The following is a 25,880-nucleotide window of genomic DNA, read 5'->3' on the forward strand; positions in this document are numbered from 1 at the left end:
TCTTGGCAAGGAAGGTCGGCAGCATGCCCATGGTGGCCGGATAGATAGATGCTGCCGATCCTGATCTGGCGGATGCGGCTGCCGCCGGCTGCCCGCGTCAGTTCGGTGGTCAGGTCGATGTCGCTTAAGATCCGCACACAGCGATCGTAGAACGTCTCCCCTGCCCTGGTCAGTTCCACCCTTCTGGTCGAGCGGATGAACAGCGGACAGCCAAGCTCCCTTTCCAGCGACATCACATGATTGCTTAAGGCCGGCTGGGCAATGCGCATCCTGGCTGCCGCCCGGCCGAAGTGCAGTTCCTCGGCCACCGCTTTGAAATAGGAGAGTTGGCGCAGTTCCATGGGTTTCACAGCCTCGCACGAAATATCTGAATTTAAGATAACTGAAAATCAGATATAACGGAAGACCCCATCTCTTCATAGGTGGGCGTCACGTGGCAAAGACCTTAGGCAGTGAAAGACATAAGATCTTAATCGAGCTACTGATCGCGAAGCGTGAGGCTGCCGGCCTTACGCAAGTCGAGCTCGCCGCTAAGCTCGGTGAATATCAGTCGTTTGTCGCTCGGTTGGAGAGTGGCCAGCGCAGAGTAGACCTTGTTGAATTCTTGGAGCTATCCGAACTTCTCAGATTCGATGCTGTCGAGGTTTTGAAAACTATCGAGAAAGTTCCATCGCCTTGAGCGGATTTCGAAGATGACCCACCGGCTCATAACCGCTTGGTTGGGGTTCCGAGTCCCTATCCGAACAACGTGACAGTTATGACCGCGTCCGGTGTTGCGCATCTCCACTGCGGCGAACTGCATCATGCGCTTGAGCTTTTTGGACGAGCAACCAAGCTCTAGCCACGTGACCTACTGGCTCACATACCCCTATGCCGAACTGCCCATACGCATATCGCTCTCGGACAGTATGAATTGGCTCTCTCGTATGCTGCGCTAGCGCTGGCATCCAATCCAAATTTCGCTGACGACTTCAGCGAGACCGCCGCCGAAGAAGATCGACATTCAATGGCTGCGAGGCTCGTGTTGCGGATAGATAATCCTCTCCTCGTCCGCTTGTCAGCGGGCAAGCGGTGCGCATATTGGTCGTGGTAACTCCTGCACGAAGCTGCCAATGCCAGCCCCGTCACGATTGGTGGCGTTTGAAGGGCTCGACGATTAGTGGACATTTTTGAGGTTGACGGTCGTGCTGAATTCGCCGTTCATCAGCCGCTTCAGGTGAAAGGCAGCAAGCGGGTCCTCGGGGTTGCGAGCAACAAGGGCAGCGAATGAAGCTACGGCACGAGGATTGTCGGTCTCCAATTCTTCGAAGGCCACCATATACGCCTGCGTTGCGCCGGTGGCATAACTTTGGGCCTCAAGCGGCTCGAAAGCGCGGATCGGCTCCACCCTGCCCCTGAGCAGGAGATCGCCAACAGGGCGGCCGCAGAACCCCTGCATGTTCGCTGCGAGGCTGGCACTCACGCAGATACGCGTGCCAAGCGCCTTGTTGGCCGCTTCCAAGCGTGCGGCAACGTTGATGGTGTCACCATAGGCGCTGTATTCGAAGAACTTTCCTCCACCGAAGTTGCCGACCACGGCCGTGCCGGAATGCGCGCCGATCCGAGTGTGGCCAAGGGTTATTCCCTTCCTGCACCAGTGTTCACGGAAGGACCGTGCGAAGGCGTCAAGAGCGAATGAGCAGGAGATCGCGCGACTGGCATGGTCCGGTTGTTCGACAGGTGCGCCGAACAGCACATGGATTGCGTCGCCAATGATTTTGGCGACCGTACCGTCATGTGCGAACACTATGTCGGTCATGCCAACGATGTAATCGTTGAGGAGTTGCCCGAGCAAGTTCGGCTCGATCGTTTCCACCAGCGTGGTGAACCCCGTCAGATCGGTAAAGAGCGACGCAACATCCCTGCGCCTTCCACCAAGATCAAGAGCATCGGCGCTGCTGGCCAGGCGTTCAGCGAGATTCGGCGAAAAATAACGCGAAAGCGATGCACGCGCCGCCTCAGCCGCCGATTGCCTGCGCTGCACCTCACGCAACGCCTCGATGTGGTGGATCGTCTTGACGATCGTCGCTTCCAAGTCGGGAAAATCGATCGGCTTCGTTACGAAATCATATGCGCCGCGGTTCATCGCGATCCGGATATTGGCCATATCGCTGTAGGCAGAGACGATGATCGTGGATAAGTCCTCGTCCCTCTGCTGAAGCTTTGCCAGCAAGGAAAGACCATCCATACGCGGCATGTTGATGTCGGTTAGAACGATATCCACGTCGTTGTGCGCCGCAAGCATGGCCAACGCTTCAATGCCGTCGCGGGCAAACAGGAAACGCAGCGTGCCGCCGAGAATCTCCTTCCGGAACTTCTGGACGAGAAGCATCTCCAGGTCCGGCTCGTCATCCACAACGAGTATGCTTGTACTCATGCGGCCCGCCCAATTCGCATGTCGATTTCTTCTAGCAATACGGCAAAGTCGATCGGTTTGGTCAACAGCGCTTCTGCGCCGTCTTGGATGGCCCTTCGCTTCGTCTCGGGATCGCCGTAGGCGGTGATCATGATGACCGGCACGTCAGGCCGCAAGTGCCTCGCCTGGGGCAGCAATTCGAGTCCGCTCATCCCTGGCATGTTGACATCGGACAATATGAGAATGAGCGTCACGTCGGCCGCATTCGCGATCCGTTCGAGTGCTGAGGCCGCCGAATGAGCAAACTCCATCAGAAAGCGACCTGCGCGCAGGTCATGGCGGAATTGCTGCTTGAAAAGCAGTTCGATGTCGGGTTCGTCGTCGACCACCAGTATAAGAAGTCTCATGATTTGCCCTCCGGTACTGCAATCACTGCCGCAATCGCGGCAACCGGATGCGAAACTCGGTAAATTGACCAGGCTCCGTCTCCATCTCGATCGAGCCGGCATGTTGCTTGACGATGATATCGTGGCTGAGCGAAAGGCCGAGGCCCGTCCCCTCGCCAGCAGGCTTGGTCGTGAAGAAAGGATCGAATATCCGCTCGTGCAGCTCCGCCGGAATGCCAAGGCCATTGTCGCGGATAGTGATCTCGACGCTGTCGCCGAGGTTTTTGGTCATCGCGACAAGTGTCGGCTCATAGCTGTCCCGGCGCTCTGAAGCGGCGCGTTTGCAAGTTGCATAGAAGGCGTTGGAGATTAGATTGAGAAGCACGCGCGCGATCTCCTGCGGATAGAGGTCAACCTCCCCGGCTGTGGGATCAAGCGATTTCTCCAGTCTGATGTTGAAACCCTGCTTTTCGGCTCGAGCCCCGTGATAGGCGAGACCGAGGCTCTCCTCGACAATGGTGTTGATATCGGCTGGTCGGTGTTCGCTTGCACCCTGACGTGAGTGCAGGAGCATGTTCTTGACGATTGAATCGGCCCGCTTGCCGTGCTGGATGATCTTTTCGAGATTGCCCTTGAGCATCGCTGTGCGCTCGTCGATCTCAGTGTGCGTCGCGTCGTCGGCTACAGTGCTGTCGAACACCTGCCGAAGCTCGTCGAGCAACTCGACCGACAGCGCCGAGAAATTGTTGACGAAGTTCAGCGGGTTCTTGATCTCGTGCGCGATGCCGGCGGTAAGTTGTCCGAGCGAGGCGAGCTTCTCCGTCTGGATCAACCTGTCCTGCGCGGATTTGAGTTCCTCGAGCGAGCTTGACAGTTCCTCCGTTCTCGCCTGCACTTCCTTGAAGAGACGCACGTTTTCGATGGCGATAACGGCCTGATCGGCGAAGGTCGATGCCAACTCGATCTGCTTGTCGGTGAAGGGCCGTACGGTTGAGCGGGTCAATGCGAGCACTCCGATCGGGCTTCCTTCCCGCAAGAGGGGCACCCCAAGGACGGTCCGAAACCCGCCAAGCCTTTGGGCCTCAGGCATTGCATACTCCAGATCATCAAGGACATCGGCGACCTGGACTGGTCGGACCTCGGAGAGGGTTCGACCAACGATGCTCCCGCGCCCCGGTTCGAGCGGGAGGGCTCGAAAATAGTGGTCGAATTCCTCCGAAAATCCAAAACCCGCGACAGGGTAATGGGCATCTCCCATCGGTCGAGTCAACGTAGCAATATCTGCCTCGCAAAGACGTGCAGCGGACGCTACCAGAGTATCGAGTACTGCCTGCAGATCGAACGCGGAGCGGCTGATGACCTTCAGGACGTCAGCTGTCGCGGTCTGCTGCGCTAGCGCCTCGGATAGCTCTGCCGTTCGAGCCTTCACTTCCTCGAACAACCGCACGTTCTCGATCGCAATGACCGCCTGGTCGGCAAAGGTCTGGACAAGCTCGATCTGCCTTTGGGTAAATGGCCTGACTTCCGTCCGACGAATCGCGATGCCGCCAATTGCTTCGCCCTGCCGCAGCAAAGGAACTGCCAGAATTGTCCGATGGCCCATGCGGACTGCCATGCTGTAACCGTCCGGGAATTCGTCGGGCATGGCCGTCAAATCAGGCACATGGACGGGGCTTCGATCAACCACGGCTCGCCCGGTCGCCCAGTCCCTCGATACCGGCCAGCCAGGGAAGTCGATTGGAATTGGGCCATGGTGTGATTGCAGGTGGAGCATGTCGTCTCCCTGTTTAAGGAATATCGCCGCATCGTGAGCCTCGCAAAGCCGCTCGGCGGATTCGACAAGGGTATCAAGGACGGTCTGGAGGTCAAAAGCGGACCGACTGATGACTTTGAGAACATCCGCCGTTGCCGTTTGTTGTTGCAGTGATTCTTTCAGCTCGAGGTTCCGCTCTTCTAAATCCGTAAACAGCCGAGCATTCTCGATCGCTATCCCTGCCTGGTTTGCGAAGGTCTTGAGAAGTGCGATCTGGCGATCAGGAAACAAACCAGGATCGGGCCGTGCGACGACAATGGTTCCGATCGGGGCATCCTCGCGCATGATCGGTACAGCCACCAGGCTTCTATAGTTCGAGGATTGAGCGCCCATGACGATATGGGCCGTGTATTCGGGATCGACGCGCCAGTCCTCTATCTGCTCCACCGATCGGCTGATGATCGAACGCCCCGCAGTACTGCCTCGATGCGGCGGGGCTGGAGGCACAGTTGCTTCGGGTTCCAGCCCGTTATGCGCCACGAAATGCAACAATTCGCCATCATAGCGAAACACGTGGCAATATTGAGCGCCGCAAAGTCGGGCGGCACGCTGCGCGATCGTGTCGAACACCGGCTGTACATCGGTCGGCGAAGTCGAGATGGTGCGAAGTATCTCGCTTGTTGCGGTCTGTTGTTCGAGCGCCTCGGCAAGCTCGCGCTTCAACACTTCGACCCGCTGCCTAGCGATGACGCTTGTTTCCTCCTTGTTGCACCCCTCCAATTCGCTGTCCCCCATGATCCTGCCGAGCATACACCGTTTTCCACTACGGCTTTCGCCCGACATCCAATCCCCATGGTGCCTGCAAGAAGGCGAGAATACTCCATCTTATCAATTGTGACGAGGTTCCTGCGCGAACTTCCCTACCTCTTCGGGACGCCTGTTTATGGCGCTAGAAGCAAGACAGTTGACTTTCTCATAGGCGGGGAAGCGTTTCTGCGCCCGGAAGCTGACGGTTTATTGAAGATTATGCCCAAGAAGGGCGCGTATATCGCGCCGATCACTGAGGCCGAGATTGACTCGATCATGCAGGCTCGCCGATTGGTGGAGGAGTGGTGCGCGCAGCAGCAAGCCGCTTCGGAAGAGCCCTCGCGGACGAATTGGACCGGCTGATCGACCGGCAAGACCAAGTGCGAAACGATCGTATTGCCTTCATAGAAAGCGACCGGGATTTCCATCGGGCGATCGTGAGGGCCGCGGGCAATCCAATTCTCGAGACTTTCTATGAAAGCCTTCGCGATCGCCAGGTTCTAATGGGTGTGCACGCAATCTCGGTCGGAAGTCGCATCGATGAGGTCTTGGCCGACCACCGGAGGATAGCCCAGGCTATACGTGCTGCAGAGGCGGATCGAGCGGTCGCAGCGGTGGGCGAGCATCTGGCGCGGACGCTGACCGCATTGCGTGAGCCTACTTTCGATAACTGGTCACCCGGTTCGCGAGCGATCTGACGTCCTCGCCACGGCAGAGACTAAGGCAAGCAGTCATAACAGGATAAGCAATCGAATAAATTCAGTCGACATCGAGGGGCCTGAAATGGAACCAGTCTTCGACGTGAGTGCGTTCAGGCAGGCGTAAGGGCAGTTTCCGACGGGAGTGTGCGTGGTCACCAGTGTGATTGGCACAGACAGGCTGGGTGTCACGATCAGCGAGACCGAGAGGATGGCAGACGCCGATGCGGAGCTGATGAGCCAGAATCCGAGCGGCGTCATTTCCTGACGGAAGCCCGTCCCGTTGCCCTTCGGGAATACCAAGCGTCGTTATGGCCTCCCTCATTCAAGCCGACCTTTCACCCCGCCGCTCCCCGCTCGATGCCAGAAGAAACTCTCATCCGGCAGTCAGTCAAAATCCCCACGGTCGTCTTGCTGCCCTTTGTTGACTGCGCCTTGAGTGATCGTGGCATCGATTTGACGTCGGATAGCTCACAGGAGGATAGACATCGACGTTCGATGAGACCGCGGTTAAGCGTGCTCGTGCGATACTGATTCATTTGGTGGCGTACTATCGCGCATTTCGGACTTTGCTATCGCCATGCCGTCAGAAGTTCATCGGTGGCGCATAGAAGCAGCGCACCGTATCTTCGTTGGGAAAAAGACATAGATGGAACAACCCATCAGGCGACTCCAAAGTCTTGGACTGCGGAACCAGGAAAACATGTTGGCGGGTCGCGAGGCGATGATCGCCTGGCTTCAAGGTGATTTGGTAGCCCGCGCCGCTCGGGTGCACCGTTTCAGACCGGATCGGCTGACAGTCGCCAGTCTCATCATCGCCGTTGCAACAGAAGGCTTCGTATTTGAAGCCCGACGGAGCGTGATGCGCCTCTGCAACGCTTGAAAAGGCGATCAACATGCATGCCAGGAAAAGTCGCATCACAATCCTCCAGCTGGTTAACGTTCCAAGACCTACGACAATTTTCTCTCTTCGACGAACGGATGGTCTTTTGATTGGATATTTTGATATCCGTTCACCCAGCTTCGCTACCTCGGGGCGCTCAAAATCGGCGACTACCTCCACAGATTTCCTGCTGTTGTTGATCAAGGGCCTCGTCTACGATCTGATCACCCTATAAGTTCGACGTTGCATCATGGGAGGATGAGCCACGTCGGGCCGCCGTAAGCATCAACTCGCCAATCCGACCCTGGTTCGTGCCCATCGAATACGGCCGAAACGACGCGTGCGCCCGCGATTGAAAGTCAAGGCGGACCGCCAGATCGCCCTCATCGCAGCGCTGTTTTTCGGCGCTGCGATGATACTTATCGGTTGGCATGCAGTTGTGAGCCGCTAAGCCTTCCCCTTGCGCATGAACAATGTGGGCTTCATGTCCGGTTTGCTGAGGCTGAAGACCTCGTAGGAGGCATTGGGATCATCTCCCATCCCCAGCGAGCCGGCTGGCATGCCGGGAACCGCAAGACCGGCAATCTGCGGCCGTTCCTTGATGATCTTTTGGACGGCCTCCAGCGGGACGTGCCCTTCGAAGAAGTAGTCGCCAACGACAGCGGTGTGACATCCCTGCATGGCATCGGGTATGCGAAGCTTCGATTTGATGTCAGCAAGCGCCTTTTCCTGATGGTGGAGGACGACGTTGAAGTCGGCGTCTGACATCACTTTCGCCCACGCCTCGCAGCATCCGCAGGTCGGATCCTTGTGGACATCCATCTGGAGCTGCGACGCAAACATCGGCCGCGCCATTGCGGTGAACGCTCCCGTGGCGGCCATGCAAATGAAAGTTCTTCTTTTCATGCTCGTTTCTCCTTGCGTTGGAGTTCGTAGTCTTGGAAGTCCTCGAACTTTTGGTTGTCGCCAGCAACCTCGTTCTTCGGAAACCGCCATCCCTTTATCAGGCCGTAGACAGCCGGGATGACGATCAGGGTCAGAAGCGTCGAGGAAACCATTCCGCCGATCATCGGCACAGCGATGCGTTGCATGATTTCGGACCCCGGTCCGGTCCGCCAAAGGATCGGCAGCAGACCAGCCATGATGGCGACGACGGTCATCATCTTCGGCCGTACCCGCTCGACGGCACCGACCATGATCGCGCGGTTGAGATCGGCTTTCGTGAAGGACCGCCCTGCCGCCAGAGCGGCTTGTTTCTGCTCTTCCAGGGCGTGGTCCAAATAGATCAGCATGATAACGCCCGTCTCCGCCGCCACCCCGGCAAGTGCGATGAACCCGACCGCAACGGCGACCGAGGCGTTGAAGCCCAGCCACCACATCAGCCAAATGCCGCCGACGAGTGCGAACGGCAATGATAGCATGACGATCATCGTCTCGGTCAGCCGTTTGAAGTTCAGGTAGAGCAAAAGGAAGATCAGCGCGAAGGTCAGCGGAACGACGATTGTAAGTCTCGCCTTGGCTCGCTCCAGGTACTCGAACTGTCCGCTCCAGGCCACGGAATAGCCGGGAGGCATCTTCACGCTAGCTGCTACGGCCCTCTGGGCCTCGGCGACATAACCACCAAGGTCCCGGTTGGCGATATCGACGAAGATGTAGACTGCCAGCTGGCCATTTTCCGTTCGGATTGTCGTCGCTCCGCGTGTGAGCTTGACCTCGGCCACCTCGCCAAGCGGAACCGTCCCGCCGCCAGGCAGCGATACGAGGACATCCCGCGCTATCGATTGCGGATCGCTGCGCATCGAGCGCGGATAGCGTACGGCGACGCCATACCGCTCACGACCTTCCACCGTGGAGGTGACGACCTCTGAACCGAGCGCCGTGCCAATGACTTTCTGGACGTCTTCAACCGAGAGGCCGTAGCGCCCCAATGCGACCCTGTCCGGAATGATGTCCAGGTAATATCCGCTGATCACGCGTTCGGCATACGCACTCGATGTACCTGGGATGGTCTTCAGTACGGCTTCGATTTGCCGTGACGCCTTCTCCATCTCCCCAAGATCGGTTCCGTAGACCTTCACGCCGACCGGCGTTCGAATGCCGGTCGACAGCATGTCGATGCGTGCCCGGATCGGCATCGTCCACGCATTGGAAACGCCCGGGAACTGAAGGGCAGCATCCATCTCCTGCTTCAGGCTTTCCGTCGTAACGCCTGGACGCCACTCCGACTTCGGCTTCAAGGTGATGATCGTCTCGAACATCTCCGTCGGTGCCGGGTCCGTTGCGGTCAGGGCTCGGCCCGCCTTCCCGAAAACCGTCTCGACCTCGGGGAAGGACTTGATGATCCGGTCCTGGGTCTGCATCAGCTCCGCCGCCTTGGTCACCGAAATCCCCGGCAACGTCGTCGGCATGTACATCAGCGTGCCTTCGTCGAGGTTGGGCATGAACTCGCTGCCGATATGCTGCACCGGCCACACGGACACGCCGAGAATGGCAACCGCCGCAAGGATCGTCAGCGTCTTGATCTTCAGAACGCCAGCGATGACCGGCTGGTAGACCCAGATCAGAAACCGGTTCAACGGGTTTTTATGTTCGGGAACAATCCGGCCGCGAACGAACAGGATCATCAGCGCCGGGACCAACGTTACGGACAGGAACGCTGCCGCCGCCATTGAGAAGGTCTTCGTATAGGCAAGCGGGCCGAACAGCCGCCCCTCCTGCGACTCCAATGTGAAGATCGGCAGGAACGACACCGTGATAGTCAGCAGGCTGAAGAACAGCGCCGGACCGACTTCGCTTGCCGCCTCCACCAGAATATCGAGCCGTTGCTTTTCGGGCGGGGCCCTCTCCAGATGTTTGTGGGCGTTCTCGATCATGACGATGGCCGCATCGATCATCGCGCCGATTGCGACGGCGATACCCCCAAGACTCATGATGTTCGCGCCGATGCCCAGCAGCTTCATTGCGATGAAGGCGATCAGGATGCCGACCGGCAGCATGATGATGGCGACCAGCGCACTGCGGACGTGAAGGAGGAACGCGATTGTCACCAGCGCAACGACGATGGACTCCTCAACGAGCGTCCCTTTCAGGGTTTCGATGGCCGCCTCGATGAGTGTGGAGCGGTCATAGGCCGGAACAATCTCGGTCCCGGCTGGCAGGCTTGGTTTGATCGCCTCTATGCTCTTCTTCGCGTTGTCTATCACCGTCAGGGCATTGGACCCTACCCGCTGGAGTACGATGCCGCTTGCGACTTCGCCTTCTCCGTTGAGTTCGGTAATCCCCCGCCGCTCGTCGGGCACCAGCTCGACCCGAGCGACGTCCAAAAGTCGCAACGGTACGCCGTTTGCGGACTTCAGGGTGATGTTCTCGATGTCGCTGATGCCCTTGAGGTAGCCGCGACCACGCACCATGAACTCGAACTCGGAAAGCTCGATGGTTCGGCCGCCGACGTCGGTATTGCTCGCCTTTACGGCACTCTCGACGTCTCCAAGTGAGACTCCTTGGGCCTTCAACCTCGAAGGATCGACTACGATGGAATACTGTTTGACGAAGCCACCGACGCTCGCGACCTCTGCCACCCCTTCCGACTTTGAAACACCAAAACGGATGACCCAGTCCTGTAACGAGCGCAGCTCGGCTAGTGTCAGGTTCTTGGCGATTACCGCATACTGGTAGACCCAGCCGACCCCAGTCGCGTCCGGACCGAGTGTCGGCGTTATACCCTGGGGAAGCCTGGCGGATGCGGCATTCAGATATTCCAGCACCCGACTTCTCGCCCAGTACGGATCGGTGCCGTCCTCGAAAATCACGTAAACAAAGGACGATCCGAAGAACGAGAAGCCACGAACGACCTTGGACTTGGGCACCGTCAGCATCGACGTCGTTAGCGGATAGGTCACCTGGTCTTCGACGACCTGCGGGGCCTGCCCCGCATATTCAGTGTAGACGATGACCTGGATATCCGAGAGGTCCGGAATGGCATCGAGAGGTAGCGAGCGCAAAGCATAGACGCCTGCGGCGACGGAAAGCGCCGCCCCGATAATGATGAGCATCAAATTGTGGGCAGACCACGAGATGACTTTGGAGATCATGGCTTTGCCTCCTCCGTCGACATCGAACTAAGTGCGGAGTTCAGGTTGCTTTCGGCGTCCAGCAGGAAGTTTGCCGCAACAACGACCCTGTCGCCCGCAGCGATACCCTTGACGATTTCGGTACGCTCGTCTCCACGAACACCAATCGAGACGTCCCTTGGCTCAAAGCTGCCGTCACCCTTGTCGACGAAGATCACCTGGCGTTCGCCGGTATCGATGACGGCGCTGGTTGGAACACCCAGCACTGGCTGGGACGTACCCGCTTCAATCTCTACGTCCGCATACATATATGCCCGGAGCACCCCATTGTGATTGGGAAGCTCGATCCTGACCTTAGTGGTCCGAGTCTGCTGCTCGATCTCCGGGTAGATCAGATCGACCGTCCCGGAGAATCTTTGCCCGGATTGGCTGCGGATCGTGACGATGGCTGGCGACCCAACCTTTACGGATGCGAGATCGTATTCAGGAACCTCGGCAACTACCCAAAGGGTCGCGGGGTCTGCGATCCGGAACAGCGGATCGCCTGGCTTGGCCATCATGCCGGTGGTCGCCATGCGTTCGAGGACAATCCCACCGCGCGGGGACACGTAGTCGATGCTTGTCGGCACCTGCCCCTTGGCAGCGATTTTCTCGATCACTTCCTGCGGCACGCCCAAGTTCTTCAACCGCAAGGCCGATCCCGCGTCGTTCGGCCTGCCACGACCGGCCACGTACTCAGCTCCAGCCGTTGCGATCTCCTGCGAATAGAAGCTGAAGAGCTTCTGTCCCTTGGCAATGTTGTCACCGGTCGTGACGGCGGCCACCGCGTCGATGAAGGTGTCGGTACGCATCGAAACGATGCTTACAAGCCGCTCGTCCCAAGCAAGTGTGCCGGGCACCCGGACCCGTCTGGAAATGGCCTGCATATCGGCAACGGCTGTCTTCACGCCGGTCCGCTGCAGCTTCCCCAGCGACACCTTGACGGTCGAGGCACCTGCCTGCTCGCCTTGGTAGACCGGGATGTAATCCATCCCCATGCTGTCCTTTTTCGGCACCTTGGACGTGTCTGGCAGGCCCATCGGATTACGATAGTATAGAACCTTGCGTTGCCCCTGGGCCTGCTCGGTCGCGGGCTTGGGTGCGTCGCTGCCATCTTTGGCAGCGACGAGACCGGAGGCATCGAAACTGATGTCGGCACTCTGTCGAACCGCGACGAACTGGCGACCGTCGGGTGTCTTCCTGGCCTGGCGTGAATACTCTGGCAGCCCATCAGGATGCCTGTAGTAGATGATTTCTCCGGTGCCGAAAGGCATGGCTGGTTCGGCTTCGGCGAGAGTCATGCCGAGCAGATATTCAAAATGTTGCTGGCCAACTCCATTGGCACCAGCCAAGTACGCTCCCCCGCCGAATACGGCGAGGGAGGTAACGGCGACCAGCGATGTGATCGCCTTCACGGGGTAGCCTTAACGACGACTTCACCCTGAACGGTTTCGCCCTCGCCCTGTACTTTGGCCCCAAGCTGGAAGCGCCATCCGCCTTCCATGCTCAGGTTGGTCTTGAACTTATAGGTGCCCGGTTGTTGAGACGGGACCTCCTCAACCGGCGTTGCCATCATCTCCATACCTTCGGGAGCCATATCCATGCGGGTGGTGAAAATGACGGCGTCCGACACGGCTGCGCCTGTACGCTTATCGACCAGGCGAACGGATACCTCAGCTGTCGGTCCCTTCGTCACTTCCGACGAAAGAAGTTGAAACTCATAGTCCTGGGGAGCCGCGTAGGCGTTGGAAAGCGACAGCGCCGCATAGGTGATCGTTGCGAGCAGCGCCCGCGAAAGGGATTTGGAATTCTTCATCTGGCTACATCTATTTTGCGGAAAGGCTTGCCCTACCGCGAACAAAGTCTGCCAAACCGTCGATGAACGACCGTTGGCGGTTCTCGGTTTCGATGGCGTCAGGCTCTTGGAGGTCGGGCGGGCGGCTCGATGACAGTCGACGCCAGATTATCTTCCGGCACGACAGGGAACGAGATGGTCCACGGGAATGCCGCCTTCGTGAAGGGCGCTTGCGGAGGATGGGCAAGAACCATGGAGGCGCAGATTAGCGCCAACGGGCAGTACTTCTGGCAGTCAGGAACGGCCGGTTGAGCTTTCGGACAGCATGGCATCCCGTCAGCAACTGCTGCTCTTTCCATTTCAGCGGAGGGCATCTGCATGTCGGGCATCGGGTTCGAGATGCTGCCCGAAGATGCCATCGCGCTTTCGGCAACGCCGACGCTCACGGGCCCAAACATGACCCCGAGCATTGCGAGCACGCACAGTATGCGCTGGGAAAAGAAGACGACCCTCATACGATTATTCTGGCACGCGGTTGCTGCGGTGGGAAGCCGGTTCACGAGAATTTGCACGAGCCTCCCTTTCTTGAAGGAATGCAAAATCGCGCCTTGACCTTCCCACCATGGGAAGCCCCACATGTTGCTCATCACTTGAACTGGAGACCTTCAATGTACGAATTCAACATCCAGAACATGACCTGTGGTCACTGTGCAGGTACGGTGGAAAAGGCGATCAAAGCCGCCGATCCAGCTGCCCAGGCCAAAGTCGATCTTCCGACCCGGACTGCCAGAGTGGAAACGACGCTCGACCCGGTCACCATCGCAGCGGCCATCGAGAACGCGGGTTACCCGAACACCTTCACCTCTCTCTAGACAGCACAAAAGCAGCAGATGCCCCCGGGAGTGGATGGGGGCATCTGCGCCCCATCAGGCCTCGTACCCGACGTATGTCATCATCCCGCTCGCCATGTGATACAGGTGATGACAATGAAGCGGCCAATGCCCCGGATTGTGAGCGTCGAAAGCGATGATCACCTGCGACATCATTGGCAGCAATACGGTGTCCCTGAATGCCCCGTTCATCTCTTTTCCGTTGATCCTAACCACCTGAAAATGATGTCCATGCAGGTGCATGGGGTGAGACATCATGGACATGTTGCTGATAGAAATTTCGACGCGGTCACCAGAGGAGACCTTCAAAGGATCGCCCTGGATGGCCCAGGCGTATCTGGCCATGTCTCCAGATAGCGTGACCTTGTAGGTTTTGTCAGCGCGGCGGTTGACGCTCGCTTTCATCGGCCGCAAGCGCTGTTCGAGGCCAAGCCCTAAAACCGGACCGTCCCGATCACCTGTCGTTGCAACTTTAGGCACCCGAGCCCCTTTCGTCGCAAGGATAATGCCCGTTCTCTGGGGAGCCCCCTCCCGGAGGGCCAGCACCGGAAAGCTGCCGCCATCGTCCGGTATCTCTAGAACGAGATCGAGGCGTTGCCCCATCGATATAGGAAACTGCCTATCGGCTATTGTATCGACGTCCTGGCCATCTACAGCAACCAGCCTTGCCAAGAGATCGCCGGTATCGATGGTAAAGGCAGTTGCGGTAGCACCATTGATCAGCCGTAAACGGACCCGTCCGCCTTTCTCGACCTGGAAGACCTCTGGATCATCAAGCGTGCGGTCATTGGCGAGATAGGCATCGTATTCGATGTCGTTGATGTCCATCCCTCCCATAGCCATTCCGTGACCCATGGGCATGTTGCCCATATCCATCTTCATGGAACCGCCGGACATGTTCATCATGGACCCCATGTCGTGGCCGGACATGTCCATGCCTCCACCTTTGCCTTTCAGACCGGCAAGCAGCTCCTCGGGGGACTTGAACGAGAAGTCGTGCAGCAGGATCACGACCTCCTGCTCGTCACGCTTCTTATCCTCGGCGCTATGGATGATCAGGGGCGCGGCAAGAAGGCTCTGCTCCTGCAGCGTGTGTGCGTGCATCCAGTGGGTACCACCGTATGCAAGGGGGAAGTTGTAGTGTCGGCTTTCCCCTGGTTTGATCAGGGCAGCGGGATTGTCCGGTACGCCGTCCTGGTCCCACGGCGGCGTCAGCCCATGCCAGTGGATCAGTGTTGGGGCGTCTATCTGGCTCGACAATTCTACATCAAAGGCCGCGTCAGCATCGAGTATCAGCCCCGGCGAGCCGTTTGGCCGCGTCAATCCGAGAACGCTCGCAGGCTTTCCATTTACCTCGATGGTTCTCTTGACGATGTTCAGCTTCTGGGTTGATCCCGCCACAGGATTGGTCTCGGCACCTGCCCGGGTGGCGACAGAGTTGACGAAGGCATAGGCGGCGGCGGCAGCCATTGTGCGGGTGAGAAATTCGCGTCTGTACATATTCGTTGTCCGGTTTCGAGAGTCTGGGCGCAATGCGCCAGCGAAGAAACGTCAGACACGAATACGAGGCGGATCGAGCCCGGGCGGCACCGCGTGGCCTGTCAACGGAGAGACCTGTATCCCATAGACGACCAGGTGAGACACCTGCAGGAACTCCGAACCTCCAGAGCAGAAAGGTGTCGCACATATCGAGCAAGTCGAAACGCAACAGTTTCCAGCGGCCGGATGCGACGATTCAGAATGCCGGTGGGCATGGTCCGTTATCGCAGCAGAGTCATCCTGCACCATAAAGGAAGCTGAGTTGTCAGCACAGTGCGCAGCGTGGGCGGCCGCAAATGGCGCGAACACCAAGCCAACGGCCACAATGACCATCGTGGCAAGACGCATCAATTTTCGATCCAAGTTCCCTGCCATGCCATCCAGCATATTATGGATTGATTGCGACAGTAAACACCATGGCGTGACGCGGCGTTGATCCACATCAAACAGATGAAAGAAGTCCCTTGACCTTCCCATCATGGGAAGGATTACTTATCTGTGCAGTGAAATGAGGAATCCCCCATGACTGCGCTGACCCAATTCGAAAAAAGCCAAGCCCGCCCGATACCGACCGAGTTCGAAATCGAGGGTATGTCGTGCGCATCTTGCGTCGTCCGCGTGGAGAAAGCGATCAAGTCACTCCCCGGCGTGGACCATGCCTCGGTCAATCTCGCCACTGAACGCGCCAGCGTGATCTTCAAGGACGTTGTTGATCCAGGCTCCGTCTTACGGGCCATTGAGGACGCGGGCTATCAGGCCAAGGTCGACACGCAGGAATTCGGTGTGGAGGGAATGACGTGCGCCTCCTGCGTTGCCCGCGTCGAGAAGGCGCTCAAAGCGGTCCCCGGCGTCGTTGACGCCTCGGTGAACCTGGCGACTGAGCGGGCGACTGTCCGTGTGGCAGCGGGTGCTGTCCAGACGCCTGCGCTTGAAGCTGCAGTAAGGAACGCCGGATACGATGTCCGCCGCCTGCACGCGGCGCAGGCCTCCGAAACAAAAGACCACCGAACTGCCGAAATCTCCAAGCTCAAGGTCCTGCTAGCGGTCTCGGCAACGCTCACCTTGCCACTCTTTCTACTGGAAATGGGGTCTCACTTCATCCCGGGCGTCCATGAACTGATCATGGACACCATCGGTATGGAGAACAATCTCTACCTCCAGTTTGTCCTGGCAACCATCGTCCTGTTCGGACCCGGCCTGCGCTTCTTCCAGAAGGGCGTACCGAACCTTCTGCGCTGGACCCCGGATATGAACTCGCTGGTCGTGCTCGGAACCACGGCAGCTTGGCTCTACTCCGCCGTGGCCACGTTCGCACCGGGCGTGCTGCCGTCGGGCACCGCCAACGTCTATTACGAGGCCGCAGCGGTGATCGTGACGCTGATCCTGCTTGGGCGCTTTCTCGAAGCCCGGGCCAAAGGGCAGACGAGCCAAGCAATAAAACGGCTGATCGGGCTGCAGGCGAAGACCGCGTTCGTATCGCGCAACGATGAATTCGTCGAAATGCAGATGGAAGACGTTATCGTCGGCGACGTCCTCCGCATACGGCCGGGCGAGAAGGTGCCAGTGGATGGCATCGTCGTGACCGGAAGCTCGTTTGTCGATGAGTCGATGATCACGGGCGAACCGATCCCGGTTGAAAAGGCAGCCGAGAGCGAAGTCGTCGGCGGCACGATCAACACGAACGGCACTTTCACCTTCAAGGCAACCAAGGTCGGCAGCGACACGCTGCTGGCACAGATCATCAAGATGGTCGAGGCCGCACAAGGGTCGAAGCTGCCGATCCAGGCCCTGGTGGACAAGGTCACGGGCTGGTTCGTCCCGGCGGTGATCCTCGCTGCGGCGATTACCTTTGTCGGCTGGTACCTGCTTGGTCCGTCGCCCGCCCTGAGTTTCGCACTCGTCAACGCGGTGGCAGTCCTCATTATCGCCTGTCCGTGCGCCATGGGTCTGGCGACGCCGACTTCCATCATGGTCGGAACAGGCCGTGCGGCTGAACTCGGCATCCTGTTCCGAAAGGGAGAAGCTCTACAAAGCCTTCGCGAAGCCGATGTCGTCGCTCTGGACAAGACCGGCACCCTGACGAAGGGTCGCCCTGAACTGACCGATATCGAGGTCCGGGACGGATATGCGGAAATCGAGGTCCTGCAACTGGTCGCCAGCGTAGAGACCCTTTCGGAGCATCCGATTGCCAAGGCATTGGCGGCAGCGGCGTGGGAACGGGGCATTCGCGCTCTTCCCGTCACCGAATTCCAGGCAAACCCCGGTTTCGGCATCGAAGGGTCAGTCAACGGCCGAAAAGTCCTGGTCGGTGCTGACCGCGCTTTGGAGAAAGCGGGTATCGACATCGGCCAATTCCGTGAGATAGCCGCAACTCTTGGCGATCAGGGGAAGTCACCGCTCTATGCGGCCATCGATGGTAATCTCGCAGCAATCATCGCAGTCTCTGATCCTGTAAAGGAAACAACCCCAGCAGCCGTGGCTGCGCTGCATGCACTCGGCCTAAAGGTGGCGATGATCACCGGCGACAACAAACGGACCGCCGACGCAATCGCCCGCCAACTGGGCATCGACGAGGTCGTGGCCGAAGTCCTTCCGGACGGCAAGGTTGAGGCGGTCAAGCGCCTGCGGGGTGGCGGCCGTAAGGTGGCCTTCATCGGCGACGGTATCAATGACGCTCCGGCTTTGACCGAAGCGGATGTCGGCCTTGCTGTCGGCACGGGAACAGACATTGCTATTGAAAGTGCGGACGTCGTGCTGATGTCTGGCGACCTGAACGGCGTTCCGAAGGCCATCGCCCTCAGCAACGCGACGATCCGAAACATCAAGCAGAACCTGTTTTGGGCTTTCGCTTACAATGTCAGCCTGATCCCGGTGGCCGCAGGCATACTGTACCCGCTAAACGGCACGCTGATGTCGCCGATATTCGCAGCAGCAGCCATGGCGATGTCCAGCGTCTTCGTACTCGGAAACGCGTTACGCCTCCGCTCTGTAAACCCATAACCCATGCGAAGCGGGCTGGCCTAGAAAGGCCGCCCGCATTCAAGGAGATCGAACATGAACATCGGACAGGCTGCAAAGGCGAGCGGCGTCTCAGCGAAGATGATCCGCTACTACGAGCAGATCAAGCTGATCACGCCCGCTCATAGAACGGAATCGAGCTACCGAACCTACGCCGACAATGATATCCACACGCTGCGGTTCATCCGCCGCGCACGCGATCTCGGGTTTTCCGTCGAGCAGATGAAGACGCTGCTGGCTCTTTGGCGAGACCGCTCTCGCGCGAGCGCGGACGTCAAGAGTATCGCCATGGAGCACATAGCAGAACTGGAGCGGAAGGCCGCCGCCATCCATGCGATGACGGAGACCCTGAAACATCTCTCCAACCACTGCCACGGTGATGAACGTCCGGACTGCCCGATTATCGAGGAGTTCGCGAACGCGAGTGATGGGGATGACGTTCCAGCCATGAACGCTCCATTCGGCGTAAACGGTATCAGGCCCGAGCAGCCGGTGCGACGGTGATCGTTATTCCATTCGGAACCTGACGTGACAGGTCGTGCACGTCTGCAGCATCAGGTGGAAGGCGTGCTCGGCCGGAATGGACGAAAGCTCGGCCTCGCTCTGGACATGGGTGCCGAGCGGCCCGCCGCCCATCGGCTCACCGGGCTTCATTCGCATGCTGTCGGTCATAGCCGCCGGGTTCTTCTCGGCGGCCACAGCGAGCGCCGCCGCATAGGACTTGAGGTCATTTGCCAGGCGGTCGAAACGGTCATGTTCCTCAATGATATTTGGCTTTGCCTTCGAAGCCGGAGATGCAGCTTCCGACGCGAAATGGTCGATCAGTGTCTGACCCGCCTTGTCCCGAATAAGCTCGGCTGCCCATTTGAACTCGGGCGAAGAATAGGTTGACGGCACCTTGAACATCCCCGCGATAGACTTGGTGGCAGCGGCGATTGCCTTCATATCCGCCTGCCGGACGGTCACGATGTCATCCGCACAAACGGCAGCAGACGCGACAGCCACAAAAATCAATGAACCGAGAATACCGGACCTCATGGCGTCCCTTCGCTAACAGGATTGATGCACGAACCGGGCAAGGCCGGGCATCGACTTGAATTTGATCAAGATCAATGTCTTACTTTGCGTTTCAGCTATCTACAGACATTGGCAAGATTCAGCCCAGGTCGATTTAGCGACGAGGTTCAAGGACGGAAAGTTATGGTCGCGGTTTTCATCGCAGTCATGCTCTTCCTTTCCCCTGTGATGCCCGGCTTCACAGCCGACCTCTCCGTTTCTTCCCACACGCACGTTTCGGCCAACCAGAGTTCTCACGAGGATTGCGACGGTTCAAAACCGCACGCTGTCCCTGGCCAATGCTGCGCCTTGCAGTGTCTGGTGTTTGTCGCAGAGGCCGTTGCGCAAGAAGTCCGTCATGTTCCTAGTTTCATTGACGTCGCCTACCGGGAACCGGTCGACCACCTGACCGGTGTCATCTTCCCGCCGTCGCTGGGACCACCCCGTACCGCTGCTTGATCGAACGGGCGTGGCCATGCTTGGCCGCGCAAGCTGGCAACGGAAAACACGGAGTGTCTCGTGACAATGGTACATCATCACGACCATGAACATATGGCGGCTCTGCCGCCGCCTACTATAACCGACGAACCGGTCATCTATACCTGTCCCATGCATCCCCAGATACGGCAGCCTGGCCCGGGGAACTGCCCGATTTGCGGCATGACCCTCGAACCGGAATTGGTGACGGCGGATACCGGCCCCAGCGCCGAGCTGATCGACATGCAACGTCGGTTCTGGATTGGCTTGGTGCTTTCTCTGCCAGTCCTGGCGCTGGAGATGGGCGGCCACCTCACGAACTTGCACATGCTTCTCGGCGCTCAGACGTCGAACTGGGTGCAGATGGTTCTCGCCACCCCTGTCGTGCTCTGGGCTGGCTGGCCGTTCTTTCAACGGGGATGGCAGTCCCTGGTCAGCCGTCACCTCAACATGTTTACCCTGATCGCGATGGGGACCGGCGTTGCCTGGATTTTCAGTGCCGTCGCAACCGTGTTCCCGGAAATCTTCCCCGAAACCGTTCGCTCGAACGAAGGCGCGGTGGCGGTCTATTTCGAGGCGGCAGCGGTCATCACAGTCCTCGTGTTGTTGGGGCAGGTTCTTGAGCTTCGGGCCCGCGAGCAAACGGGCGGCGCGATCCGGGCCCTGCTTGATCTCGCTCCGAAGATGGCGCGACGGATGAAAGCGGATGGCTCCGACGAAGATGTCGGCCTGGATGTGGTCGCCGTCGGGGATCGGTTGCGCGTTCGCCCCGGCGAGAAGGTACCGGTCGATGGTATCCTTCTCGAAGGCAGAAGCTCGGTCGACGAGTCGATGATCACAGGCGAATCCATGCCTGTCACCAAGGAAACCGGCTCAAAGCTGATCGGCGGCACCATGAATCAGACCGGCGGGTTCGTCATGGAGGCCGGAAAGGTCGGCCGTGACACGATGCTTTCCCAGATCGTGCGGATGGTAGCCGAGGCACAGCGCTCTCGTGCTCCGATCCAGCGCCTGGCCGACCAGGTGTCGGGCTGGTTCGTGCCGGTTGTTATCGTCATCGCGGTCATCGCATTCGTCGCATGGCTGCTGATAGGTCCGGAGCCGCGATTTGCCCATGGGTTGGTCGCCGCCGTCGCTGTCCTGATCATAGCGTGCCCATGCGCCCTGGGGCTGGCGACACCGATGTCGATCATGGTCGGCGTCGGTCGCGGCGCAAGGTTCGGGGTTCTCATCAAGAACGCCGAGGCACTTGAGCGGATCGAAAAGATCAACACCCTGGTGGTCGACAAGACCGGAACGCTCACCGAGGGGCGTCCAAAAGTGACCGCCATCAGTCCTCGCAACGGCATGTCGGCGGATGATGTCCTGCAGTTGGCCGCTAGCCTGGAGCGGTCGAGCGAGCATCCGCTTGCCCATGCCATCGTCGTCGCTGCTAAAGAGCAGAATCTCCCTCTCCAAGACGCGCAAGACTTCGACAGTCCGGTCGGCAAAGGCGTGACGGGGAATGTTTCCGGGAAGAAGCTCATCTTGGGAAGCCACAGGATCATGGCCGATGCAAAGGTCGACGTCCTGCCGATGACCGCTCAAGCGGAGGAACTCCGAGACGAAGGCGCAACCGTCATCTTCCTGGCAATCGATGGCTCGCTGGCCGGTCTCTTCGCCATCGCCGATCCGATCAAAGCAACAACCCCGCAAGCGGTCGCAGCGCTGATGGACGAAGGTGTCGAAGTTGTCATGCTGACCGGTGACAACAAGACGACGGCAGCTGCGGTAGCCCGCAAGCTCGGCATCACCTCGGTGGAGGCGGAAGTCCTTCCGGAAGACAAGAGCAAGATCGTCTCGCGATTGAGGAGCGAGGGCCGCATCGTTGCCATGGCTGGTGACGGTGTCAATGATGCACCTGCACTTGCGGCGGCCGACGTCGGAATTGCCATGGGGACCGGAACGGACGTCGCCATCGAAAGTGCGGGCGTCACCCTGCTCAAAGGCGATCTACAAGGCATCGTCAGGGCAAGGCAGCTTAGCCGGGCGACGATGCGCAACATCCGGCAGAACCTGTTCTTCGCCTTCATCTACAATGCCGCTGGCGTGCCGATAGCGGCGGGCGCTCTCTACCCCGTCTTCGGAATACTGCTCTCCCCCGTCATCGCCGCAGCCGCCATGGCCTTGTCGTCCGTGAGCGTCGTCGGCAATTCCCTCAGACTTAGGAGTATCGGACTATGAATTCGCGCACCTGGATTTTGATGGCGGCATCACTTGGCATCATCGCCGTGTTCTTCATGCTACGGGAGCATTGGGCGCACGCCCTTGGCGTCGCCCCATACCTCCTTCTTTTGGCATGTCCCCTGATGCACCTCTTCCATGGACACGGTGGTCATGGAGGTCACGACCACAAGGACGGCGCGTGATGACTTACGAGGCGTCCGCGACAAGCACCATCGACCTGCTGGCTCCGCCGCGGCAGGTCTTCGCGTTCCTCGATGATCCGGCCGTGGTCGGAGCCCACATGCAGAAGCCCTCGCTGATGATGCTGGGGGCCACCATGCAATACGACGTCGATCCTGGGAAAGGACAAGCTGTCGGCTCCATCGTAAGGATGCGCGGCAAGGTTCTCGGCATGGAGCTATTCGTCGAGGAGATCGTCACCGAGCGGCAACCGCCGTGGCGGAAGTCGTGGCAAACGCTCGGCAGTCCAAAACTGCTGGTCATCGACTCGTACCATATGGACTTTGTCATCAGGCCGATCTCGGAAGGCTGCCGGGTGACCGTGAAAATCCAATACTCGTATTCCCGCAGCCCGGCGGGCAGCTGGCTGGGCGGCGTTCCGGCAAAGGCGTACGCCAGGTGGTGCGTATCAAAAATGACCGCAGAGGCGGGTAATCACTTCCCCCAGCCTCCGAAAAGAACCTGAATGGAAGGTCAGTCACCCGGCCCTCCCGACGGCCTCAGGCGGCCATCTTTTCACAGCTTTCCGCGCAGCGGCGGCAGGCATCAAATGCAGCTTTCCATGTCGCCTATGCGCTCACAGTCGGCGGCGCATTCCCGGCAAATTTCCGCGCACTCACGGCAGGTGTGCTTATGATGCGGTGTGCCGAGCAACATGAAATGCGCCGATGTACGGCACATTTCCGCGCATGCCATCATCAGACGGAATGGTCGGGCTTCGTGTGTTCGCCACCCATTTCCAAACAGTGGGTCATCGCCATCGAAAGGCACTCCTGGTAGCAATCCAGGCAGGTTTCGATGCAACGCTTCATTTGTTCCGATTGGTGGTGCATGACGGGGTGGCTCCTACTTGGCTTACTTCTCGACCCACTTGGTCATGTAGGCGATCTCCTTCTTTTGCGCAGCGATGACCTTCTTCGCCATGTCCTTCGCCGCCTTGTTATCACCGTACTTCAGCTCGGCCTCGGACATCTTGATCGCCCCCATGTGGTGGGCGATCATCCCGCAGACGAAAGCCACATCGGGGTCTTTCTGCAGCATCCCCGTCATCATGTCGTCGTGCATCGACTTCATGCCGTCCATCACGGCCTTCTGGTAGTCGTCCATCTGATCCATGGGCATGTCCATCTTCATGTCACCGCCCAAGGACATGTCCATCTTCATCCCGCCGCCTGACGACATGCCCATTTTTGCCATGTCATCCCCTTGCATTTTTCAGGATAGGTCATTTCCTGGGCGATAGCAGGCAGCGCTGCCAGTGACAGGCAAGAGGCGGCGAAAGCCGTAAAGAGGTATTTCGTTTTCATGGGAATTCTCCAGCGATTGGGTTGATCGAAACGTCAGACCGCGACGCCTTTCGGCGGCGGATCGATTGGCCTGATCAACAGGAGCGGGCTTGCTGCCGCGTGTCCCGGGAAAACGATGTCTCCCAACCGCAGCGACGCACCGGAGAGCACGACGCTCGGCCTAAGCGGACAGCAATGCATGTCAGTGCAGCACGCGCCTACATGTATCGTATCCGGCTTTTCATCATGTGAGCCTGAGTAGGCATGCACGCACTGCCCGCCCAGCGAACTAGCGTTCACCGACGTGGCCATCGCCGCGATCACCGTCAAGCTCAACGCCAGGGCCATTATGACATGGGCGATTTTGCTACGAATACGGCTCATTGTGAATTTCCCTTTCGCTTCCAATTGGCGAAAGCAGAATTTTGTTCCTGATGGCGGTATGGGCTGGGAAGCTTGGAAAGCAACCAAGGAGCGCGAGGTGGATACCCAATTTTTACGGAGACACGGCATCCTCCACGGCAATTGGAGGATCGAATGCGCAAAGGCTACAAGGGTTATCAGATCGCCTTGCACTGGGTGATCGCGGGACTGCTGCCGGTACAGTACCTGACTGGAGGTAGTATTGAGCGGACCCATCATGCCGTGCACATGGGCGTGCAGCCGTCGGCAGCCGACGTGCTGCAGCACCTGGTCCACAACTATGCAGGGATTGCCATCGGCGGGTTGATGGTCCTGCGGCTACTCCTGAGGATTATGCGGTCGCCACCACCAGCAATACCGCAGACGGGTGCGGACCTACTCGCAAAGGCTCTCCACTTTGCGTTCTATGCCGCGATAATCGGCCAAGCCGCACTTGGTTTCGTCGCCAGCTATCTGACCTTCTCAGTCGCACCGCTTCACGTCATAGGATCGAAGGTGATCCTGATAATGGTCGCGATCCACTTCGCGGCGGCCGCCTGGCACACACTGATCAGGCGGGACGCCACAATCGACCGGATGATCCTTCCCCGCAAAGACGAGCCTGTGACGTGGACCGGCAAGTGATAGGCTCTGCGAGTTAGGACCTAAGTCCCATTGCCGGCGCCACCTCCGAGCCTAGTCTCTTCCTATCCTTCTTCTCCTGGGAGGATATTGGGAGGCCACAGCGGAGGGGTGGTTTGCAGCCGGTGGCCTCCCTCAAAGCCATCGCCTAATCGCGGGCGGCTCTGCAAAATAGATGTTGACCTTCCAACGATGGCAAGCCGTAGACGGCCATCTGAACTGCCTCACAATGGTCGCGAATCTCTGGAAGGTTCGTCGGCGATTGAAGTGGGGCTGCTTTGGTTGTAGCTCTTGGGAATGGGCAAAATGTATCGACTCGCACTGAGCAAACTGCTCGTTTTCGTGCGGCTGGTGATCATCGTATCGCTGGCGGGATACACTTTGCCCAACGCGAACGCCGCAATGCATGGGTCGGCCTTCCCCGAATTATCGCCCTCGAGTGCCGCTAGCGGGCACGACCATCGCGCCGCAACTGACCACGATCATGGTGTGACCAGCGACCATGAGGCGGTCCAAGATATCGCCCACCAACATGATCACGGATCACCGACGGGCGATGACGACCAGTTCTCCAAACAGCAGTGCTGCAAGGATTTCTGCGCCGGCTTTGGCATTGTTTGTGAAGCTCACGACGTCGGCGGACCCGTCGTGTCTTCGATCCGGCAGTTCGTCAACGATCAAAGCCTGGTTGGCGAGCTGCCGCCTCTGCATCGACCGCCTAATATCTGAATAGTGATCTACCCGCCTCTGCGGGTCCGAAGGCATGCCGTGGTGGAACCGCGCCTGCCGATAAGAATCTACTATTCGGATTTTTCAAAATGAAACCTTCCATATTTGTGGTGGGGCTGCCCCTTTTGGTTGGCGGCTGCGCATCCACGCCTCCCGATGTTATTGCGTCGGCGGACGTCCAGCAGACGTACACAGTGCGTGCTATTCAGCACCGCTCGCCCATCTCTGGCTTCGCTGCCCGCCAGCCTGTCGATCCCAAACCCTGGCGGCAACAAAACGAGCAGCTGTCTCCGAAGAACGGAGGTGACATGAAAGAGGTCGCCTCTGGAGAGAACGGATCACTGAGATGCAGGTGATGATCGAGGGACAGTCACGCTTCCAGCCTTTCGGCTTATCCTGTTGGGGTTCGGAAAATCTCAACAGGGGAGTTGGAAGCATGACTGCCTCCTATGATTACCATATCGGCGTCGACTACCACAAATCCTATAGCCACCTCGTGGTGCAGGATTCGGCTGGCAAGACGCTGCGCTCCGGCCGGGTAAAGAACGATCGTCAGTCGCTGGGCGGGTT

The 25,880-nt window shown here is 58.7% G+C and carries 24 protein-coding genes and 4 pseudogenes; 13 read left to right on the plus strand and 15 right to left on the minus strand.

Translation table 11 applies throughout. From position 1 onward, the window contains the following. Positions 1-341 (minus strand): annotated as a pseudogene (locus RHIBUN_RS0130420) (LysR family transcriptional regulator); the annotation flags it as partial. A 92-nt stretch (positions 342-433) separates the two neighbouring features. On the opposite strand from RHIBUN_RS0130420, the gene RHIBUN_RS0130425 reads away from it, so the two are divergent. Continuing rightward, complete coding sequence (locus tag RHIBUN_RS0130425) at positions 434-679, plus strand: helix-turn-helix transcriptional regulator (protein WP_025662523.1); 246 nt, start codon at positions 434-436, stop codon at positions 677-679. Positions 680-1,156: 477 nt separating this feature from the next. Here the strand turns inward: RHIBUN_RS0130425 and RHIBUN_RS0130430 are convergent, their stop codons facing one another. From RHIBUN_RS0130430 to RHIBUN_RS34400, 3 genes are read right to left on the minus strand one after another with little or no spacing between them, the layout of a single operon-like run. Continuing rightward, positions 1,157-2,416, minus strand: coding sequence for an adenylate/guanylate cyclase domain-containing protein (locus RHIBUN_RS0130430; RefSeq protein WP_025662524.1), 1,260 nt, complete (start codon positions 2,414-2,416; stop codon positions 1,157-1,159). Beyond that, positions 2,413-2,802, minus strand: a complete 390-nt coding sequence (locus RHIBUN_RS0130435; RefSeq protein WP_025662525.1) for a response regulator — start codon at positions 2,800-2,802, stop codon at positions 2,413-2,415. Before RHIBUN_RS0130435 ends, RHIBUN_RS0130430 begins: the two co-directional genes overlap by 4 nt. A 22-nt stretch (positions 2,803-2,824) precedes the next feature. Then, a complete protein-coding gene (locus RHIBUN_RS34400; RefSeq protein ID WP_245271770.1) occupies positions 2,825-5,344 on the minus strand; it encodes a GAF domain-containing protein in 2,520 nt (839 codons plus the stop codon). Between the two features lie 302 nt (positions 5,345-5,646). Between RHIBUN_RS34400 and RHIBUN_RS34950 the strand changes: the two genes are divergently transcribed. Then, positions 5,647-6,039, plus strand: coding sequence for an FCD domain-containing protein (locus RHIBUN_RS34950; RefSeq protein WP_198021202.1), 393 nt, complete (start codon positions 5,647-5,649; stop codon positions 6,037-6,039). A gap of 586 nt (positions 6,040-6,625) precedes the next feature. Here the strand turns inward: RHIBUN_RS34950 and RHIBUN_RS0130455 are convergent. The 6 genes from RHIBUN_RS0130455 to RHIBUN_RS0130485 form a co-directional block, all read right to left on the minus strand. Beyond that, positions 6,626-6,958, minus strand: coding sequence for a hypothetical protein (locus tag RHIBUN_RS0130455; protein WP_025662526.1), 333 nt, complete (start codon positions 6,956-6,958; stop codon positions 6,626-6,628). A gap of 411 nt (positions 6,959-7,369) precedes the next feature. Then, a complete protein-coding gene (locus tag RHIBUN_RS0130465) occupies positions 7,370-7,828 on the minus strand; it encodes a DUF411 domain-containing protein (RefSeq protein WP_025662527.1) in 459 nt (152 codons plus the stop codon). After that, complete coding sequence (locus tag RHIBUN_RS0130470; protein ID WP_025662528.1) at positions 7,825-11,013, minus strand: CusA/CzcA family heavy metal efflux RND transporter; 3,189 nt, start codon at positions 11,011-11,013, stop codon at positions 7,825-7,827. Before RHIBUN_RS0130470 ends, RHIBUN_RS0130465 begins: the two co-directional genes overlap by 4 nt. Then, entirely contained in the window at positions 11,010-12,446 is a 1,437-nt protein-coding gene (locus tag RHIBUN_RS0130475; protein WP_245271771.1) for an efflux RND transporter periplasmic adaptor subunit, read from the minus strand. Before RHIBUN_RS0130475 ends, RHIBUN_RS0130470 begins: the two co-directional genes overlap by 4 nt. Next, a complete protein-coding gene (locus tag RHIBUN_RS0130480; protein ID WP_025662530.1) occupies positions 12,443-12,847 on the minus strand; it encodes a FixH family protein in 405 nt (134 codons plus the stop codon). Before RHIBUN_RS0130480 ends, RHIBUN_RS0130475 begins: the two co-directional genes overlap by 4 nt. Before the next feature lie 98 nt (positions 12,848-12,945). Continuing rightward, on the minus strand, positions 12,946-13,341 hold the full coding sequence (locus tag RHIBUN_RS0130485) for a hypothetical protein (RefSeq protein ID WP_025662531.1): 396 nt from the start codon (positions 13,339-13,341) through the stop codon (positions 12,946-12,948). Between the two features lie 153 nt (positions 13,342-13,494). Here RHIBUN_RS0130485 and RHIBUN_RS0130490 point away from each other — a divergent pair, with 153 nt between their 5' ends. Further along, positions 13,495-13,698 carry a heavy-metal-associated domain-containing protein gene (locus RHIBUN_RS0130490; RefSeq protein ID WP_025662532.1) on the plus strand — a complete coding sequence of 68 codons (204 nt, stop codon included), beginning with the start codon at positions 13,495-13,497 and terminating at the stop codon, positions 13,696-13,698. 54 nt (positions 13,699-13,752) lie between these two features. On the opposite strand, the gene RHIBUN_RS0130495 is transcribed toward RHIBUN_RS0130490, so the two are convergent. Then, the gene (locus RHIBUN_RS0130495) at positions 13,753-15,216 is read right to left on the minus strand and encodes a multicopper oxidase domain-containing protein (RefSeq protein WP_025662533.1); all 1,464 of its coding nucleotides are present in this window, start codon (positions 15,214-15,216) and stop codon (positions 13,753-13,755) included. 561 nt (positions 15,217-15,777) lie between these two features. Between RHIBUN_RS0130495 and RHIBUN_RS0130500 the strand changes: the two genes are divergently transcribed. Continuing rightward, positions 15,778-18,255 (plus strand): heavy metal translocating P-type ATPase, encoded by a 2,478-nt coding sequence (locus RHIBUN_RS0130500; RefSeq protein WP_025662534.1) that lies wholly within the window; start codon positions 15,778-15,780, stop codon positions 18,253-18,255. 54 nt (positions 18,256-18,309) lie between these two features. Further along, a complete protein-coding gene (cueR, locus tag RHIBUN_RS0130505) occupies positions 18,310-18,777 on the plus strand; it encodes a Cu(I)-responsive transcriptional regulator (protein ID WP_025662535.1) in 468 nt (155 codons plus the stop codon). A 3-nt stretch (positions 18,778-18,780) separates the two neighbouring features. Here cueR and RHIBUN_RS0130510 read toward each other — a convergent pair whose 3' ends face one another. Beyond that, complete coding sequence (locus tag RHIBUN_RS0130510; protein ID WP_025662536.1) at positions 18,781-19,311, minus strand: cytochrome c; 531 nt, start codon at positions 19,309-19,311, stop codon at positions 18,781-18,783. 162 nt (positions 19,312-19,473) lie between these two features. On the opposite strand from RHIBUN_RS0130510, the gene RHIBUN_RS34955 reads away from it, so the two are divergent. From RHIBUN_RS34955 to RHIBUN_RS0130530, 4 genes are all read left to right on the plus strand, one after another. Continuing rightward, on the plus strand, positions 19,474-19,788 hold the full coding sequence (locus RHIBUN_RS34955; protein WP_051420142.1) for a hypothetical protein: 315 nt from the start codon (positions 19,474-19,476) through the stop codon (positions 19,786-19,788). Between the two features lie 93 nt (positions 19,789-19,881). Next, a complete protein-coding gene (locus RHIBUN_RS0130520; protein WP_245271772.1) occupies positions 19,882-22,029 on the plus strand; it encodes a copper-translocating P-type ATPase in 2,148 nt (715 codons plus the stop codon). Continuing rightward, positions 22,026-22,214, plus strand: coding sequence for a DUF2933 domain-containing protein (locus RHIBUN_RS0130525; RefSeq protein WP_025662539.1), 189 nt, complete (start codon positions 22,026-22,028; stop codon positions 22,212-22,214). Before RHIBUN_RS0130520 ends, RHIBUN_RS0130525 begins: the two co-directional genes overlap by 4 nt. Then, positions 22,214-22,717, plus strand: coding sequence for an SRPBCC family protein (locus RHIBUN_RS0130530; protein WP_025662540.1), 504 nt, complete (start codon positions 22,214-22,216; stop codon positions 22,715-22,717). The genes RHIBUN_RS0130525 and RHIBUN_RS0130530 overlap by 1 nt, the downstream gene beginning before the upstream one ends. A 34-nt stretch (positions 22,718-22,751) precedes the next feature. Here the strand turns inward: RHIBUN_RS0130530 and RHIBUN_RS37715 are convergent. The 3 genes and pseudogenes from RHIBUN_RS37715 to RHIBUN_RS0130540 all read right to left on the minus strand — a co-directional run bounded on the left by RHIBUN_RS37715 (position 22,752) and on the right by RHIBUN_RS0130540 (position 23,921). Further along, positions 22,752-23,084 (minus strand): annotated as a pseudogene (locus tag RHIBUN_RS37715) (four-helix bundle copper-binding protein). A 22-nt stretch (positions 23,085-23,106) separates the two neighbouring features. Further along, positions 23,107-23,480 (minus strand): annotated as a pseudogene (locus RHIBUN_RS34410) (DUF305 domain-containing protein). Between the two features lie 111 nt (positions 23,481-23,591). Next, positions 23,592-23,921, minus strand: a complete 330-nt coding sequence (locus RHIBUN_RS0130540) for a hypothetical protein (RefSeq protein ID WP_025662541.1) — start codon at positions 23,919-23,921, stop codon at positions 23,592-23,594. Between the two features lie 153 nt (positions 23,922-24,074). Here RHIBUN_RS0130540 and RHIBUN_RS0130545 point away from each other — a divergent pair, with 153 nt between their 5' ends. The 4 genes and pseudogenes from RHIBUN_RS0130545 to RHIBUN_RS37725 all read left to right on the plus strand — a co-directional run. Then, a complete protein-coding gene (locus RHIBUN_RS0130545) occupies positions 24,075-24,584 on the plus strand; it encodes a cytochrome b/b6 domain-containing protein (RefSeq protein WP_025662542.1) in 510 nt (169 codons plus the stop codon). 294 nt (positions 24,585-24,878) lie between these two features. Next, the gene (locus RHIBUN_RS0130550) at positions 24,879-25,310 is read left to right on the plus strand and encodes a hypothetical protein (RefSeq protein ID WP_198021205.1); all 432 of its coding nucleotides are present in this window, start codon (positions 24,879-24,881) and stop codon (positions 25,308-25,310) included. Positions 25,311-25,399: 89 nt separating this feature from the next. Continuing rightward, positions 25,400-25,666, plus strand: coding sequence for a hypothetical protein (locus RHIBUN_RS37720; protein ID WP_084659899.1), 267 nt, complete (start codon positions 25,400-25,402; stop codon positions 25,664-25,666). Then, a pseudogene (locus tag RHIBUN_RS37725) lies at positions 25,657-25,880 on the plus strand (IS110 family transposase); the annotation flags it as partial. The gene RHIBUN_RS37720 and the pseudogene RHIBUN_RS37725, both read left to right, overlap by 10 nt.

Origin of the sequence: Rhizobium sp. IBUN (genome assembly GCF_000510625.1) — a bacterium.
In the GTDB taxonomy this organism is placed as follows: domain Bacteria; phylum Pseudomonadota; class Alphaproteobacteria; order Rhizobiales; family Rhizobiaceae; genus Rhizobium; species Rhizobium altiplani.

Coding starts and splice junctions, on each gene's coding strand:
- RHIBUN_RS0130520 (WP_245271772.1), top strand. CDS start 19,882: ATGGCGGCTCTGCCGCCGCCTACTATAACCGACGAACCGGTCATCTAT.
- RHIBUN_RS0130485 (WP_025662531.1), bottom strand. CDS start 13,341: ATGAGGGTCGTCTTCTTTTCCCAGCGCATACTGTGCGTGCTCGCAATG.
- RHIBUN_RS0130525 (WP_025662539.1), top strand. CDS start 22,026: ATGAATTCGCGCACCTGGATTTTGATGGCGGCATCACTTGGCATCATC.
- RHIBUN_RS0130540 (WP_025662541.1), bottom strand. CDS start 23,921: ATGAGCCGTATTCGTAGCAAAATCGCCCATGTCATAATGGCCCTGGCG.
- RHIBUN_RS0130470 (WP_025662528.1), bottom strand. CDS start 11,013: ATGATCTCCAAAGTCATCTCGTGGTCTGCCCACAATTTGATGCTCATC.
- cueR (WP_025662535.1), top strand. CDS start 18,310: ATGAACATCGGACAGGCTGCAAAGGCGAGCGGCGTCTCAGCGAAGATG.
- RHIBUN_RS0130480 (WP_025662530.1), bottom strand. CDS start 12,847: ATGAAGAATTCCAAATCCCTTTCGCGGGCGCTGCTCGCAACGATCACC.
- RHIBUN_RS0130530 (WP_025662540.1), top strand. CDS start 22,214: ATGACTTACGAGGCGTCCGCGACAAGCACCATCGACCTGCTGGCTCCG.
- RHIBUN_RS0130435 (WP_025662525.1), bottom strand. CDS start 2,802: ATGAGACTTCTTATACTGGTGGTCGACGACGAACCCGACATCGAACTG.
- RHIBUN_RS0130455 (WP_025662526.1), bottom strand. CDS start 6,958: ATGCGACTTTTCCTGGCATGCATGTTGATCGCCTTTTCAAGCGTTGCA.
- RHIBUN_RS34955 (WP_051420142.1), top strand. CDS start 19,474: ATGGTCGCGGTTTTCATCGCAGTCATGCTCTTCCTTTCCCCTGTGATG.
- RHIBUN_RS34400 (WP_245271770.1), bottom strand. CDS start 5,344: ATGCTCGGCAGGATCATGGGGGACAGCGAATTGGAGGGGTGCAACAAG.
- RHIBUN_RS0130490 (WP_025662532.1), top strand. CDS start 13,495: ATGTACGAATTCAACATCCAGAACATGACCTGTGGTCACTGTGCAGGT.
- RHIBUN_RS0130465 (WP_025662527.1), bottom strand. CDS start 7,828: ATGAAAAGAAGAACTTTCATTTGCATGGCCGCCACGGGAGCGTTCACC.
- RHIBUN_RS0130500 (WP_025662534.1), top strand. CDS start 15,778: ATGACTGCGCTGACCCAATTCGAAAAAAGCCAAGCCCGCCCGATACCG.
- RHIBUN_RS0130430 (WP_025662524.1), bottom strand. CDS start 2,416: ATGAGTACAAGCATACTCGTTGTGGATGACGAGCCGGACCTGGAGATG.
- RHIBUN_RS37720 (WP_084659899.1), top strand. CDS start 25,400: ATGAAACCTTCCATATTTGTGGTGGGGCTGCCCCTTTTGGTTGGCGGC.
- RHIBUN_RS0130550 (WP_198021205.1), top strand. CDS start 24,879: ATGGGCAAAATGTATCGACTCGCACTGAGCAAACTGCTCGTTTTCGTG.
- RHIBUN_RS0130495 (WP_025662533.1), bottom strand. CDS start 15,216: ATGTACAGACGCGAATTTCTCACCCGCACAATGGCTGCCGCCGCCGCC.
- RHIBUN_RS0130510 (WP_025662536.1), bottom strand. CDS start 19,311: ATGAGGTCCGGTATTCTCGGTTCATTGATTTTTGTGGCTGTCGCGTCT.
- RHIBUN_RS0130545 (WP_025662542.1), top strand. CDS start 24,075: ATGCGCAAAGGCTACAAGGGTTATCAGATCGCCTTGCACTGGGTGATC.